The organism is Actinokineospora inagensis DSM 44258 (assembly GCF_000482865.1).
Taxonomy (GTDB): Bacteria; Actinomycetota; Actinomycetes; order Mycobacteriales; family Pseudonocardiaceae; genus Actinokineospora; species Actinokineospora inagensis.
On record NZ_AXWW01000088.1, the window covers coordinates 1 to 14866 of the forward strand.

15 protein-coding genes, 1 other RNA gene and 1 pseudogene are annotated in these 14866 nt (G+C 69.1%); 10 read left to right on the forward strand and 7 right to left on the reverse strand.

What is annotated here, in order from left to right; translation table 11 throughout:
* The first annotated feature begins 22 nt into the window (after nt 1-22).
* Nucleotides 23-352: a helix-turn-helix domain-containing protein gene (locus H504_RS36895; RefSeq protein WP_084468186.1), complete on the forward strand. Its 330-nt coding sequence runs from the start codon at nt 23-25 to the stop codon at nt 350-352.
* Between the two features lie 384 nt (nt 353-736).
* Here the strand turns inward: H504_RS36895 and ssrA are convergent.
* Nucleotides 737-1109: a transfer-messenger RNA gene (gene ssrA, locus H504_RS40490) on the reverse strand.
* 162 nt (nt 1110-1271) lie between these two features.
* Here ssrA and H504_RS0125225 point away from each other — a divergent pair.
* The 5 genes from H504_RS0125225 (at nt 1272) to H504_RS40495 (ending at nt 5024) form a co-directional block, all read left to right on the forward strand.
* Complete coding sequence (locus H504_RS0125225; protein WP_026425052.1) at nt 1272-1931, forward strand: sensor domain-containing protein; 660 nt, start codon at nt 1272-1274, stop codon at nt 1929-1931.
* A 1-nt stretch (nt 1932) separates the two neighbouring features.
* Nucleotides 1933-3060 (forward strand): sensor histidine kinase, encoded by a 1128-nt coding sequence (locus H504_RS0125230; protein WP_026425053.1) that lies wholly within the window; start codon nt 1933-1935, stop codon nt 3058-3060.
* Nucleotides 3048-3692, forward strand: coding sequence for a response regulator transcription factor (locus H504_RS0125235; protein ID WP_026425054.1), 645 nt, complete (start codon nt 3048-3050; stop codon nt 3690-3692). Before H504_RS0125230 ends, H504_RS0125235 begins: the two co-directional genes overlap by 13 nt.
* 77 nt (nt 3693-3769) lie before the next feature.
* The gene (locus H504_RS0125240) at nt 3770-4555 is read left to right on the forward strand and encodes a hypothetical protein (RefSeq protein WP_157440620.1); all 786 of its coding nucleotides are present in this window, start codon (nt 3770-3772) and stop codon (nt 4553-4555) included.
* 46 nt (nt 4556-4601) lie between these two features.
* A complete protein-coding gene (locus H504_RS40495) occupies nt 4602-5024 on the forward strand; it encodes a protein-tyrosine phosphatase family protein (protein WP_026425056.1) in 423 nt (140 codons plus the stop codon).
* Between the two features lie 20 nt (nt 5025-5044).
* On the opposite strand, the gene H504_RS0125250 is transcribed toward H504_RS40495, so the two are convergent.
* Nucleotides 5045-5551: a SixA phosphatase family protein gene (locus H504_RS0125250; protein WP_026425057.1), complete on the reverse strand. Its 507-nt coding sequence runs from the start codon at nt 5549-5551 to the stop codon at nt 5045-5047.
* 244 nt (nt 5552-5795) lie between these two features.
* Between H504_RS0125250 and H504_RS0125255 the strand changes: the two genes are divergently transcribed.
* Nucleotides 5796-6806 carry a sphingomyelin phosphodiesterase gene (locus tag H504_RS0125255; RefSeq protein WP_245614453.1) on the forward strand — a complete coding sequence of 337 codons (1011 nt, stop codon included), beginning with the start codon at nt 5796-5798 and terminating at the stop codon, nt 6804-6806.
* A 215-nt stretch (nt 6807-7021) separates the two neighbouring features.
* Here the strand turns inward: H504_RS0125255 and H504_RS39030 are convergent.
* Both H504_RS39030 and H504_RS44110 read right to left on the reverse strand, forming a co-directional pair.
* Nucleotides 7022-8200: pseudogene (locus H504_RS39030) on the reverse strand (IS3 family transposase).
* Nucleotides 8201-8416: 216 nt separating this feature from the next.
* On the reverse strand, nt 8417-8848 hold the full coding sequence (locus H504_RS44110) for an IS110 family transposase (RefSeq protein WP_051386249.1): 432 nt from the start codon (nt 8846-8848) through the stop codon (nt 8417-8419).
* A 338-nt stretch (nt 8849-9186) separates the two neighbouring features.
* Here H504_RS44110 and H504_RS0125275 point away from each other — a divergent pair, with 338 nt between their 5' ends.
* Nucleotides 9187-9696: a DUF2127 domain-containing protein gene (locus tag H504_RS0125275; RefSeq protein WP_051386250.1), complete on the forward strand. Its 510-nt coding sequence runs from the start codon at nt 9187-9189 to the stop codon at nt 9694-9696.
* On the opposite strand, the gene hrpB is transcribed toward H504_RS0125275, so the two are convergent.
* Nucleotides 9683-12076 (reverse strand): ATP-dependent helicase HrpB, encoded by a 2394-nt coding sequence (gene hrpB, locus H504_RS0125280; protein ID WP_026425061.1) that lies wholly within the window; start codon nt 12074-12076, stop codon nt 9683-9685. The two genes, H504_RS0125275 and hrpB, sit on opposite strands and share 14 nt — an antisense overlap.
* A 53-nt stretch (nt 12077-12129) precedes the next feature.
* Between hrpB and H504_RS0125285 the strand changes: the two genes are divergently transcribed.
* A complete protein-coding gene (locus tag H504_RS0125285) occupies nt 12130-12606 on the forward strand; it encodes a MauE/DoxX family redox-associated membrane protein (RefSeq protein ID WP_026425062.1) in 477 nt (158 codons plus the stop codon).
* A complete protein-coding gene (locus tag H504_RS0125290; RefSeq protein WP_026425063.1) occupies nt 12607-13407 on the forward strand; it encodes a DsbA family protein in 801 nt (266 codons plus the stop codon).
* Between the two features lie 13 nt (nt 13408-13420).
* On the opposite strand, the gene H504_RS0125295 is transcribed toward H504_RS0125290, so the two are convergent.
* A complete protein-coding gene (locus H504_RS0125295; RefSeq protein WP_026425064.1) occupies nt 13421-13963 on the reverse strand; it encodes a dihydrofolate reductase family protein in 543 nt (180 codons plus the stop codon).
* A gap of 67 nt (nt 13964-14030) precedes the next feature.
* Nucleotides 14031-14720, reverse strand: a complete 690-nt coding sequence (locus tag H504_RS36915) for a helix-turn-helix domain-containing protein (RefSeq protein ID WP_051386251.1) — start codon at nt 14718-14720, stop codon at nt 14031-14033.
* Nucleotides 14721-14866: the final 146 nt, after the last annotated feature.

Consider the following 14866-nt stretch of genomic DNA (forward strand, 5'->3'; position numbering starts at 1 on the left):
CCCCCGCCCCTACAGTCCTCCCATGCCCACCTCCGCCTCTCACCTCCACCTGATCCGCAACGACACCCCCACCCCCACCCCCGCCGAGGAACCCCTCTGGCGCGACGTCCTCGGCACCCACCTCCGCGCCCTCCGCCACGCCCGCCGGGAAACCCTCGAAACCACCGCCACCCGCGCAGGCGTCTCCCCCCAATACCTCTCCGAGGTCGAACGCGGCCTCAAAGAGCCTTCCAGCGAAATGATCGCCGCCATCACCGGCGCCCTAGGCACAACCCTCGCCGACCTCACCCGTTCCATCGCCCAAACCCTGACCCCCACCACCTGCCACACCCCCCTCGCCATCGCCGCCTAGTCCCCCCAACGCCCACAACGATTACCCCGCGACCACCACCACAGCAGACCTATCGCACGCTGACCACCAGATACCCGCTCATCAGCGACGGTCCCCCGGCCTCTCCGCAGGCCCACACCCCCCGCGCCCTCGCACCGTGGGCAACACCCCCACCGGCCACATACCTCGACGCGACGACCAAAGGTCGAGCCAACCACGCTGGATCCGCCCCCGCACCGTGGGCGACAAGCCCATTGGTTACATACCGATGTGAGGGCCGACAGGCCCGAACGAGCAACGCTGGGTCCGGCACCCGCCGCACCGTGGGGGTCTGGGGGGGTCGCCCCCCAGAAACAACGACGGCCGACCCGGTTCGCGCTCTCCGCGAACACGAGTCGGCCGAGGCCGTGGAGGTGCCGGGAATCGAACCCGGGTCCTCTGCCGTGTCACCAGGACTTCTCCGTGCGCAGTTCGCTGTGTCTCTGCTCGGCCCCACCGGTCACGCGAACTAGCCGGTGTGACGGGCCCAGTCACTGTGGGTTTCCCGCTTCGCCCCCGTGACCGGGGTGGGCGGTGAGCCTCCTAGCTGATGCCGGCTACCGGGGCGGAGGCGTCCCCGGGCCGACAGACTCACACTCGCTTAGGCAGCGAGGGCGAAGTCAGCGCGACTGTTAGTCTTGGCGCTTATTGGTTTGCGAGCGACGCTTGAGGTGGTCATCTCGCCTGCACCTGCACGCTTCCCCTGACTCGACGTCCAGAGTCGAAACCGTTCACCCCCTTGGTGGGACTTGGTCCGCTGAGTCTAACGCCTGGGCGTGGTGGTTTCATCCCGGATACCGGTGGGTGGGGCTAGCCCTACCCCCGGCTCGGTAGCGGCCCCCATGTCGATCATGTGGTTGGGCGGCGATGCTGGTGGTGGTTCTAGTGGAGGAGGCGCGACATGACCACCATCGACAGCGACGGGACGAGGCCGCGCCCGTCGGTCCTGGGGTCGCTGGGGTACCTGGTGTTGAACTTGCCGGTGGGGATCGCGGGGTTCACGGCTCTTGTGGTGTTGTTGAGCGTGGGCGTTGGTTCGGCGGTTGTGTGGGTGGGGCTCCCGGTGTTGGCGCTGGCGGTCGTGGGGGTGCGGGTGGCGGCGCGGGTGGAGCGGGCGCGGGTGTACGCGATGTTGGACACGTACATCGCCTCTCCTTACCGTCCGTTGCCGGAACGGGGCCGGTGGAAGGCTCGGGTGAGTGACGTCGCCACTTGGCGTGACGCCACGTATTTCCTGTTGCTGTTCCCGCTCGGGATCGCCGAGTTCGTGGTGATGGTGACGGCGTGGACGACGTCGTTGGGGCTGCTCGCGCTGCCGTTCTACTACCGGTTCCTGCCCGACGCGAGCTTCCGGTTCGGCGACTGGGACCACCCGTGGCTGGTCGTGGACTCGTTCGTGGAGGCGCTGCCGTTCGCCATGGTCGGGTTGGTGTTGTTCGCGCTGACGGTGCCGTTGACCAGGGTGATGGGCGGGGTGCACGCGCGGTTCGCCCGGGTGCTGCTCGGTCCGTCGCCCGCCGTGGTCCGGTCGTTCGACGAGCGGGTCGAGGTGGCGGTCTGAGATGGCTGGTCGACGCTATCCGCACCCACTGCTCGCAATCGGTTACCTCCTCGGGTGCTTCCCGCTGAGCCTGTTCACGTTCATCACCACGGTGGTGCTCGTGTGTGTGGGCGTCGGAACGGTCGTGGTGTGGGTCGGGGTGGGTGTGCTTATCGCCGCCGCGTTGTCCGCGCGGGCGTTCGGCAACGTGCACCGCGCGTGGGCACGCTGCCTGCTGCAGATTGACCTACCTTCGCGGCCGGTGTTGGCACCGGGGGAGCAGGGCCTCACCGGGCAGTGGCGCACCCTGATGACCGACCGGCGTACGTGGCGGGACATCGCCTACCTGATGCTGGAGTTCCCGCTGTCGGTGTTCGGGTTCGCGCTGGCCATCGCCAGCATTCCGCTCGTGCCGTTGGCGCTGTTCGTGGTCCCGCGGTACGCCTGGCTGCACTCGCAGTTGGCGGTCGCCATGCTCGGCCCGGACCGGACCCAGGACCTGACCGCCAAGGCCGAGCGGCTGCAGGCGTCCCGGGCGCGGGGCGTGGACGCGGCCGAGGCGGAGCGCAGGCGGATCGAGCGCGACCTGCACGACGGCGCGCAGCAGCGGCTGGTCGCGGTCGCCATGGGCCTCGGCCGGGCCAAGAGCAAGCTGGACGCCGACCCGGTCCTGGCCAAGGCGCTGATCGACGAGGCGCACGCGGACGCGAAGCTGGCCGTCGCCGAGCTGCGCGACCTGGCCCGCGGCATCTACCCGGCCGTCTTGGGCGACCGCGGCCTCGACGCGGCCCTGTCGTCGCTGGCCGCGAAGTGCCCGGTGCCGGTCGAGGTCAGGGTGACCGTGGACCCGCGCCCGCCCGCCGCAGTGGAGAGCACGGCGTACTTCATCGTGGGCGAGTCGCTGACCAACATCGCCAAGCACGCCAACGCGTCCTCGGTCACGGTGAAGGTGTGGCGGGTCGAGCGGGCCACCGGCGACCAGATCGTCGTCGAGATCACCGACGACGGCGACGGGGGCGCCGTGCTCCGTTCGGGGGGTGGGCTGTCCGGCCTCGCCGACCGCGCTGCCACGATTGACGGTGTGATGACCGTGGTGAGCCCCATCGGTGGGCCGACAGTGATCAGGGCGGATCTCCCGTGCGCGTGGTGATCGCCGAGGACTCGGTGCTGTTGCGGGTCGGGGTGACCAGGCTGCTCGCGGACGAGGACATCGAGACGGTGGCGGCGGTGGAGGACGGCGACAGCCTGCTCCTGGCGGTCAGCGAGCACCGGCCGGACCTCGCGATCGTGGACGTCCGGATGCCGCCGAGCTTCACCGACGAGGGGTTGCGGGCGGCGTTGCGGGCGCGGGAGGAGGTGCCGGGGCTGCCGGTCCTGGTGCTGTCCCAGTACGTGGAGGAGCGCTACGCGGTCGAGCTGCTGGCGGGCGGCGCGGGCGGGGTGGGCTACCTGCTGAAGGAGCGGGTGGCCGACGTCGCCGAGTTCGTCGACGCCGTGCACCGCGTCGCGGGCGGGGGCACCTGCATCGACCAGGAGGTGATCGCGCAGCTCATGGCGAGGGGACGACGGAACCCGATCGACCTGCTGACCCCGCGGGAGCGGGAGGTACTCGGCCTGATGGCCCAGGGCATGTCCAACGTCGCGATCGCCCGGTCGCTCACCGTGTCCGACGGCGCGGTGGAGAAGCACGTGGGCAACATCTTCTCGAAGCTGGGGCTTGAGCCCAGCTCCGAGGAACACCGCCGGGTGCGTGCCGTGCTGACCTTCTTGGACAGGGGCTGAGCGCTGGCTATGCGCCTGGGTGCCCCGTTAGGGTGAGCCCCTTGTCCGCTGGGGGTGTTTTGTCTGGGGTGAGTGCCGTGCGTCGCGTGGTGCTGGTTGCTGTTGGCGGTCTGAGCTTCGGTTTAGCCGCGTGCGGCACGGCGGGCGGGACGAGCGCATCGGCAGGGTCAACGGCGGGTCCTAGCATCGTCGAGTTCAGTGACGCGGTAACCCTGGGCAAGGCGGTCGAGTCGACGGCCAAGAAGGGGCAGACGGCGCAGGTGACGTTGCGTTCGCGGCGTGCCACGGGGGAGTCCAGCGGAGAGGGCTCCGTCGAGACCGACCACTCTGGCGAGGCCGTCCAGTTCACGCTCGACAGCCCTACCGAGGTGTGGACGGTGGTCTCGGTGGATGGACGGATGTTCCTCGCGCGACAAGGCGTGAAGACGGCGTCGGGGCGGACGTGGACCCGGCTCGACCCAGCGTCGGCCGATCCGCGTCAGCGGGTGATCTCGGCCCTGGTCAGCGGCTTCCCGTCGTTCGACCCGCGCCAGGTCGGTGCCGACGTGGCCACTGCGGGCACGGTGACCGGCAGCGCGGCCGACCAGGTCGACGGCCGCGACGTGGCCCGCTACACCGTCGACATCGAGAAGGCGAGGTTGCCGCGCGGCGCGTTCGGCCTCGGCAGCGCGGGCTTCCAGGACGCCGAGCCGACCTTCCCGGTGGAGGTCTGGGTGGATCGCGGCGGCCGGATCGCCCGCTTCAACGTGCATTTCGCGGGCAAGAAGCACCCCGATATCGGGTTCACCGTCGACTACCGCAACTGGGGCAAAGGGCCGGGAGTCAGCGCGCCCGACCCGGCCGATGTCGAGCCGAATAGCTAGCGGCTCGACTCGCTATTCTGCTCCGCGCCGAAATGTTGGAGGGTCTATGACGTGGCGGAGAGACGCGCCCGGGGTACTGCCGTTGCCGTCCGGACGGCTGGTCCGCGGCCGGGGCCTGCGTAACCCGCTGCCGACCGGTCCACCGCCGGAACACGGCCTCTACCTGCGGGGAAAGGACCCGGGGTCGTACGACTGGCCTAGTCGATGGGTGCGCTGGCCGGACTTCTGGCTGCCCGCCGACCGGGCGTACTTCACGGCGGCCGCGCGCGAACTGCTGGACCTGGCCGATTCCCGCCGGGTCGAGGTCGCCTGCGGCGGTGGATTCGGCCGCACCGGTACGGCATTGGCGTGCATCGCCATTCTGGACGGTATTCCGCGAGAGAAAGCCATCGCATATGTGCGGCGGAACTATTCACCACGCGCGGTGGAGACTCCATGGCAGAAGCGATTCGTCGCCAGGTTCGGTTGACGGTCAGGCGCCATCCCGGGTCAGCCCCGGATCGTCTCGGTGAGCTCCAGACTGGACGACCGCGCGTGCGTGTTGAGGCGCTTACCCGGCCACGTCAGCACCGCCAGTGCCGCGGTCTTGAACTCGGGCCTGGTGCCGGTAAGAGTCTCGACTACGTCTTCCAGGTCGGGGTTGTGACCGATCAGCAGCACGGTCTTGGCGCTGTCGGGTACAGACCGCAGTACGGCCAGGATCGAGTCCGCGCCCTCCCCATAGAGCTGCTCGTCGAAGGTGGTCGGTGGCACGGTCGGTAACTCCGCGGCGGCGAGCTCCCAGGTCTGTCGGGTTCGGGTCGCGGGGGAGACCAGGGCCAGGTCGATCTCGTCGACGTGGCCTGCCAGCCAGCGGCCGACCGCGGGCGCGTCGCGGCGGCCCCGGTCGTTGAGCGGGCGACGGTAGTCGGGCACGCCCTCCGGCCAGGCCGACTTCGCGTGACGCAGGACCACCAACCGGCGCATGGGCTCCTCCTCGAACAGTGGAACCTCCATCGAACCAGCTTTGCTTTAAGAGGTGTCGACAACGCACCCCTGCTTATGGCTTTGTTGTCATGTGGTAGCCCTACCGCCGCCGGATGGCACCGCGAACCCTTTCATGTAGTGGCGCGGGTCACTCCGCAACTTTATGTCCACAATGGACTGACTGTGCGTAGCGCGGGCAAACCCCGATTGAAGGCACGGTGAATCACCTGTCCGTGTGAGGCGCTCGGCGGTCGACCTGGGCCAAAATGGCTCTGTGAAAAGCTTTCTGTCCCGCACCCTGTCCCTCGCGGCCGTTCTCACCGCCGCCGTCATCGCCGTCCCCACCGCCGTTCCCGCCGCCGCGACCGCGACGACTCCGACAGCGCCAACAGCGCCTGCAGTACCTACGACGGTGTCCGTCCTCGCGTTCAACATCTACCAACTGCCCCGTGTCGCCGACGGGGACGCGGCGGGCAAGGACCGCCGCGCCCGCGCCGCCGAGACCGTGATCCGCTCCGCCGATCCCGGCGTGCTCGTCCTCGAGGAGGCGTTCAGCGCCGAGGCCGAGTCGCTGCGCGCCCGGCTGGCCGACCGCTGGCCGTACCAGACGCCGTTGGTCGGTCAGTACTGCGCCACCTCAGCCGGGTGGACCACGGTGACCGGCAACTGCTCGACCAGCCCGCTCGTCGTCAGCGGCGGTGTCACCGTGTTCAGCAAGTACCCGATCACCCAGCAGCACCAACTCGTCTACCGCAACTCGTACTTCCCGACCGCCGACTACTACGCCAACAAGGGCGCCGCCCTGGTCCGGGTCGTCAAGGACAACCGGCCCATCTGGATCGCGGGGACCCACTTACAGGCCGACCAGTCCCCGTACTCGATCGCCACCGCGCACACCACCCGGATGGCCCAACTCGGCGAACTCCGCGCACTCGTCGCCAAGTACGCCCCCGCCACCGAGCCGGTCGTCATCGCCGGTGACCTCAACATCGAGTACTGGGCCGGGCAGTCGCGTGTGGACGGCCAGGGTCGGTCGCAGATCCGCCAGGCCGAGGCCGCCCTCTCCGCCACCCTCGCCGAAACCCCCATCCACCCCTACACCTTCGACGGCGCCACCAACCCCTTGGCCGCCACCAACTCCACCACCACCTACCGCGATGTCCTCGACTACATCGGTTTAGCGGTGGGTCACGCCACCCCCACGCTGACCCCGGTCCGCACCCTCGGCTACAGCGCGGCCCCGCCATCGGACCACTACCCGGTCCAGACCACCGTCGGCTACTAGTGAGCCACTGGCCCTGGCTCGGTCCGGACTTGCTCGACATCCCTGGGGCCAGTCCGGACCACCTCCGAGGTGGTTAGAAGTCAAGCCGCAGTAGCGAGTGGAGGTGGAAAGGCCTGGTGTTCGTCGTAGCGACAGCCGCAGTGCAAGCAGTGGTGAAGCTGCATGAGGAGCTTGTTGAACAGGGGGTCTGCTGCACCGACAGGTGACAGTGGTAGTCACGCGGCCTGGGTGGCCGGTGGGGTCATGATGGTCTCGTACTCGACAGGGGTCAATCGGCACAGGGATCGTTGGCGTCTGCGGCGGTGGCAGGTGCTTTCGATCCAGGTCACGATCGCCGTTCTCAGTTGCTGGCGGGTTGGCCAGGTTCGGCGGTCGAGGACGTTGTTCTGCAGCAGGCCGAAGAAGGATTCCATGGCGGCGTTGTCGCCGGCCGCCCCGACTCGGCCCATCGACCCGGTCAGGTGGTGCTGGTGAAGGGCACGGACGAACCTTCTTGATCGAAATTGCGATCCGCGGTCGGTGTGCACCACGCATCCAGCGGTGTCACCACGACGGGCGACAGCGTTGCGCACGGCGTTGACCGCCAACCGGGACTTCATTGTCGAATCGATGGAATAGCCGACGATCCGGTTGACCACGCGTCCTTGACCGCGCACAGGTAGAGCTTGCCCTCGCCGGTGCGGTGTTCGGTGATGTCGGCCAGCCACAACCGATTCGGGCCGTCGGCGGTGAAGTCACGCTGGACCAGGTCGTCATGGACCGGCGGTTCCGACCTGCCGCCTTTGCCCCGCCGCCTGCGGCTGAACGCGCTGCGCCAACCCATGCCAGTGCAGATCCTCCACGCGGTGCGCTCGGCCATCGGTTGCCCGGCGGCGCGGGCCTCGTCGGCCAGGAACCGATAACCGAACTCCGGATCGTCACGATGTGCGTCGAACAACGCGGTCGCCCGATATGCCTGTGCCAGTTCGGCGTCGGTGATCGGGTGGGCACGCCGCCGGTGGTAGGGCTGTCGAGCGATGTTCAAGACCGGCACGTCACCGCGACGGGAATCCCGTCCGTGGCGAGCTCGCTCACGAGCGGGTAGAGCCTTTTCCCGGCAAGTTCGCCTGCGACGGACAAGCCGTTGTGCGGCGCAGGACCTCGTTCTCCTGCTCCAGCAGCTTGATCCGTTTGCGGGCCTCGCGCAGCTCGGCCGCCTCGCCACGAATCACGCCGGGCTTGACGGCCTCGTCGACGTCGGCCTGGCGTAGCCACTTGAACAAGGTCATCGGGGGGACCCCGAAGTCCTTGGCGACCTGCTCGACGGTCACACCGGGCCCGCGGTCACGGGCGACCCGCACGACGTCGTCGCGGAACTCCTGGGGTAGGGCTTGGGCACAGCGACATCCTCCCAGCCCACCATCACGGCAAGCCACATCAGATGTCACCTACCCGTGCAGCAGACCCAAGTGTCGTCGTGCGCCTGGGCCGGCTTTCCGCGAGCTCAGCGCCCAGACCGAGCCGACTGCGGCCAGACGTCGGTTGTTGATGTGCCAGTGCGAGACCGCAGTTTCCGCCCGCCGGCGCAGGTGATCGGCGCCGATCCGGCGTAGGCCTTCAGGCTTCGCGGGTCAGTGAAGCGGGCGCGGTCGTCCCGATTTCGGCGAGCACCCGGGCGCCGCACCGCCTGGGCGAGATCGGTGTCGGCAGGCAACGGGTGGTGCGCGGCCGCGTCGGTGCACGATGTTGGTCGACAACACCGCGTCGGATCTCGCCCGAAACCTGGTGGCAGGCCCCGTAACGCGACGCCGACAACGGTTGATCGCATAGATGGTGGGGCTGGTGGCGCGCAGCGCGGCCACGAGCAGCCTGCGGTCGGTCTCAATGCCCATCGGGACTGGCGCCTCGCCAGTGTCGCCGGTCCCGGTGGGCAGGTCGAGCAGCCGGGTGAACCCGGCCGCGTCGTCACCGATGCGGGCCTTCGCCACGACTGTTCCGGCGTCGTTGATGATCGCGACATCGTGGTGGGATTCGGCCCAGTCGGTGCCGCAGAACAAGGTCAAACCGTCACGTCTCCTCGCTATTTCGGCTGCTCACGGGTCCAGGAAGGGGCACGCGGCGCCCTCATCGCGGGACTCGGCGGTGTCATCTCAGTAGCCGTTCGTGACTCCAGCACACCGCAAGATCATCAGGACACCGGCAGACGCCCAGCAGCAACCAACCCGGCTACGAGCCGGAAGAACTACCCCTACTACCGATTGGGATTGGAATGGTCCATGCCCACCGTGGGAGGTGGTTCTCGTGCGGTGGTGGTGTTTCAAGCGGCGTCCGGGTCCCGTGTGGAACGGGCGAGTGTGGGCGTGGCGGACAGGACAGCGGGCACCGCTGGGCGCATGCTGGGATGGTGACTGATGTAGATCGGGCAGGCACGAGCCCGCTGTTCCGGCTGGCGATGCTGCTCAAGGGTGCCGACGGCGTGCTACAGCTACTCGGCGGCCTGCTGCTGGCCGTCGTCCCGACCACGGTGATCAGCGGCCTGGCGAACGCGGTCATCACCCGCGACATGCTCGGCGATCCGAACGGGACGCTCGCCCACCACCTGTCACGTGCCGTGCGGGACTTCGGCAACAGCGGCACCCGGGTGTTCGCGATCGTCTACCTGCTGCTGCACGGCGTGGTCAAGCTCGGCCTGGTGCTCGCCATGGTCCGCAAGATCAAACCCGCCTACCCCGTCGCCGTCCTCGTCCTGGCGGCCTTCGTCGTCTACGAGGTCTACCGCGCCGTGCACACCGGCTCCATCGCCCTCCCCTTCTTCGCCGCCATGGACGTCCTCGTCATCATCCTGGTCATCCGCGAATACCGGCACCTCCGCGCGGAACGCCGAGAATCCCCGCGGATCACCGGCGGTTGATCGTGTGGCGGGTGGGTTCGGCGGTGGTCGGGTCTTCCGGCCACCGGTGCTTCGGGTAGCGGCCGCGCAGTTCGGACCGGACCTGGTGGTAGCCGTTCGCCCAGAACGACGTGAGGTCGCCGGTGACGGCGACCGGTCGTCGGGCCGGGGACAGCAGGTGCAGCACGACCGGCACCCTCCCGTCCACCACGGTCGGGCTCGCGGTCCAGCCGAACACCTCCTGGACCCGCACCGGCAGCGCGGGTGGGTCGGCGGCGTAGTCGACCTTGATCCGCGAACCGGACGGCACCTCGATCCGGTCCGGCACCAGTTCGTCCAGTCGCCCCGCCGCGGGCCAGGGGAGCAGGCCGCGCAGTGCGGTGGCCAGGTCGACGCGGTTCAGGCCCGCCCGGTCCCGGGCGGCTCCGATCCACTGGTCGGCCACCGCGACCAGCGCGTCGTCGTCGACCGCGGGCCAGGGGCCGCCGAGGACCCGGTGCAGCAGCGCCAGCCGGTCCCGCAGGTCCTGAGCCGCGGGGGTGAACCGGACCAGCCCCAGTCCCTCCCGGCGCAGCCCGTCGAGGACCGCCGCCCGCACCGCGTCGCTCGGCGGTCTGGTCAGGGGGCGGGCATGCAGCACGATCGCGCCCAACCGGCGGACCGACCGGGCGACCACGTCACCGCCTTCCCACACGACCTCGTCCCGCGCCACCACCAGCGCCGGAGCCGCCCCGACCGCAAGGGCCTCGTCCGCCCGAGCCGCCAGCCGCACCCGACCGTGCGCGGCACCCGGAACCCGCTCGGCGATGGCGACCGCCAGCCACTCCGCGTCACCCAATCCCGGCGGCGCCTCGACGGCGGTCCCGTTGGCCATCAGGTACACCGGGCTGTTCTTGGCCCGCCGCCGCGCCAGCCGCTCCGGGTGGGCCAGCGCGACCACCAGCGCCGGGTCCTCGTCCCCGGTGCCATCGGCGCTGATCAGGCCCGCCAGGCGGGTGGACTCGCGGCGCCAGCGGGCGGTGCCGGCGGAGCCGTCGCGCAGGGTCCGCAGCGCGCCTTCGAGATCGACACCGGTGGCCAGGGTGTCGTCGTCGAGTACGGCCACGACCTCGGCGGCGTGCCGGGCACCGACCTGGACCGCGCCGTCCAGCAGCGCCCTGGCCAACCGGGGGTGCAGGCCGAGCCGGGCCATCGCGCGACCACGATCGGTCACCTTCGCCCCGTCCAACGCGCCGAGCGCGACCAGGGTCTCCCGCCCGGCGGCCAGCGGACCTGCGGGCGGGGCGTCCCACCAGCGCAAACCCGATCCGTCGGGTGTGCCCCAGCAGGCCAGTTCCAGCGCGAGCCGGGTCAGGTCGGCGGTGCGGATCTCCGGTTCCGGGTAGCGGGGGAGCGTCGCGTGCTCGTGCTCGGCCCAACACCGATAGACCCACCCTGGCGCCTCACGTCCCGCGCGACCCGCGCGCTGGTCGGCTACCGCGGCCGACACCCGCACGGTCGTCAGACCGGACATCCCGCGCCGGTGGTCCACCCGTGACACGCGGGCCTGTCCGGCATCGACCACGATTCGCACTCCCGGCACCGTTAGGCTCGACTCCGCTACCGCGGTCGACAGCACTACCCGACGACGGTTACCGGGTCGCAGCGCGTTGTCCTGGTCGGAAGAGGACAACCTGCCGTGCAGGGGAAGCACATCAACGTCGATCCCCCGTAGTGCCTCGGAGACCCTTCTGATCTCGGCAGCCCCAGGGAGGAAGACCAGAACATCGCCCTCGTGCGCGGATAGGGCCATGTGGATCGTCCGCGCGACGCACTGTTCAAGCCTCTCACTCCGCAATGGCGGGTTATACCGGACATCCACGGGGAACGTCCGCGCCTCTACGCGCAGTACAGGGGCGTCCCCGAGCAGCGAGGCCAAGGGGTCCGCGGCGACCGTGGCGCTCGTGGCCAGCAACCGCAGGTCCGGCCGTAGGCCGTCGCGGGCATCGAGCACCAAGGCCAGCAGCAGGTCGGCGTCGAGGTGCCGCTCGTGGCACTCGTCCAGCAGCACGGTGTCCACACCGGACAATTCGGGGTCGTTCTGCAGCCGCCGGACCAGCAGACCGGACGTGACGACCTCGATCCTGGTGTCGCGCGAACGTTTGCGGTCCCCGCGCACCGAGTACCCGACGGTGCGCCCGACCGGCTCACCCAGCAGGGCCGCCATCCGCGCCGCCGCGGCTCGGGCGGCCAACCGCCGGGGTTCGGCGACGACCACGGTGCCCGATTCGGCCAGCGCCAACGGCACCAGGGTCGTCTTGCCCGTCCCGGGCGGGGCCACCAGCACGGCCGCGCCGCTGGTAGTCACCGTTCGGGTGATCTCGGGCAGCGCGTCCCGCACCGGGAGGTCGGGGAGGTTCAGCACACCGCCAGCTTCTCAGGTTGTGCTCAGTGTGCGCGGGTAGCCTCGCGACCGTGACGAAAGGGACGGCGCTCGACCTCGTCGGCACGCTGTTCCGGCTCGGGCTGGCCGGGGTGTGGCTTGTGTCGGGCTGGGTCAAGGCGAGCGACCCGAACCAGACCTACATCGCCGTGCACGCATACGACGTGCTGCCCAGCGGTGTGGTCAGCGTGGTCGCCGGGGCGATGCCGTTCCTGGAGCTCGCGCTGGGTGTCCTGCTGCTGGTCGGCCTGGGCACCCGGATCACGGCCGCGCTGTCCTGCCTGGTGCTGCTGGCGTTCGTCGCCGCGGTGGCCCAGTCGTGGGCGCGCGGCCTGAGCATCGACTGCGGCTGCTTCGGCGGCGGCGGTCAGGTCGCCAAGGGCGACACGCGGTACCCGCAGGAGATCGCCAGGGACATCGGCTTCCTGGTGCTCGCGGTGTGGTTGCTGGTGCGGCCGCGCACCAGGTTGGCGGTGGACGCCGTGGTCGGACGGAGAGGCGGGGTTTAGGTGGGCGGAGCGGAACGCAGCGCGCGCAAGCGGCGGCAGAACCAGGCGGTGACCAGGACGGCCCCGGTCGCGGCTGCCCGCAAGGCCGGGTCCAACCGCAACCCCGTCATCGTCGGCGTGCTGGTCGTGGTCATCATCGCCGCCGCCGTGATCGCGGGCGTGATCTACAGCAACAGCAAGAAGAACTCCACCGAGTCCGCGGCCATCGCCGTCCAGCAGGTGTCGCTGTCCGTCCCGGCGACCCGCGACGGCGCGGTCGTCACGGTCGGCAAGGACACCGCCAAGGCCACCATCGACGTGTACGAGGACTTCCTGTGCCCCATCTGCGGTGAGTTCGAGAAGACCTATGGCCCCCAGATCGAGCAGCACCTGGCGGACGGAACCCTCAGGGTCCGCTACCACATGGTCAACCTCCTCAACGACCGCTCCGACCCCGCAGGCTATTCCACCGACTCGGCCAACGCCGCCCTCCTCGCCGCCGACGCGGGCAAGTTCTACCAATTCCACAAGAGCCTCTTCGCCGACCAACCCGAAGAAGGCGCCCGCGGGTGGAGCAAGGACCAGCTCACCGCCCTGGGCAATTCCCTCGGCATCACCACCCCCGCCTTCGCCGCAGGCATCCAATCCGGCACCTACAACCAACAAATCACCGACGCCTACAACCAGGCCCGCTCCAACCCCTCTCTCCAGGTCGACATCGGCAATGGCCAGACGGGTTTCGGCACCCCCACGATCGCCGCCAACAACAAAACCATCGACACCTCCGCCCCCACCTGGCTGACCACCCTCCTCGCCAACTGAGCCCTGTCCCAGGTCACCGACTCAGCGCGTAGGTCAGCACCACCGCGCCGTTGCCGATCTCGGTCACTCCCGTCAGTTCCATGGGGGTCGCGCCAATGCCCGACAGCAGCGACTCACCGGAACCTGCGACAAACGGGGAAATGCTCAGGTGCAGCTCGTCCAGTAGACCCGCCTCGATAAGCGCCCGACTGAAAGAGCCGTTGCCGTACTTCACCAACGTGCCGTCGCCTGCTTCTTTGAGCTGGGCGACGGCATCGATCGCGTTGCCCGGGAGCACCTCGGCGTTCCAGGTGGTCTCAGTCAGCGTCGTGGAGGCGACGTGCTTTGGCAGCGAGTTGAGCTTGTCGGCGAGCTCGCCGGTCATGGTCGGCCAAGTCGCGGCGAAGCCCTGGTAGGTCGCCCGTCCGAGCACCAGACCGACTGCCTGTTCCAGCAGCCGGAGTTGATAGGCGAAGTGGTTGTCGTTCGGGACGACCTTCATCTGCGCGGTCCAGAACGCGTCCCCGGTGAATCGCCCGTCGATCGAAAGGTGGTTGTACTCGACTAGTTTTCGCATGCCCAGAGTCAACCACCCCGCCGGTCGCCCGTCTTGTATCGAACCGAACCCCCGTTGACGCCGACGGTCAGAGCGCGAGGAACGGGACGCCGGACCGCAGCTCACCCGGCGTGTGACCGGTCGCCCACCGCATCGCCCGCGCGAGTTGCGGCTGATCGTAGTAACCACAACCGTCGACGACGTCGGCGATCGCTTCCCCCGCCGCGAGCAGCCGAGCGGCACCCTGTGCCTGTTCAATACTGACAAGCTTCCTGCACGATATCCCCACCGCCTGACGGAACCGTATTTGCGCCGTCCGCTCCGACATGGCCCGCGGCCGTTCACCATGCCGAATCTCATCGACCAGTGGATCGAAGAACAACAGCCCCGCCCGCACAAGCCTTTCGACGAAGACGTCGACATTCTGCGCGGTCGGCATCTCCCAATCCCGGTTGTCCAGCAAGATCCGATCGCCTGCCAGAGTCGGCAACAGCGCGTCATGCAGGTCGGCCAGACCAGAAGGCGGGAAGAGAGGCAAATAAGCACCGAGGCGCAGCTCAACTCCGAAGAACTCCCAGCCCTCCGGACAGGTCAGTTCCGTAGCCCTGGTCTCCGGCCCGCGCAGGTGCACCGTCCACCTACCACCAAAACGCGCAAACGCGATCATGGAGGTCCCTTTGACCGCCGACGTGAACCCGGTCGCCCCATCGCAGCTCGCCGACCACACCCGCCGCACCAGCGGCAACCCACCGCCCCCATCCTCAAAGACCAACCCCATACCCAAACCCTACTATCCCCACAGCCCCGCCTTTTAGCCTTACCCAGGCCACCGCTAGGGGCCCCAAACAAAACAACTTCACCACAACGGGCACCCCCGCTTTATCTGGCGCCCGAGCGCCGGCGTCGCCGAAGGCGACCAGGCCG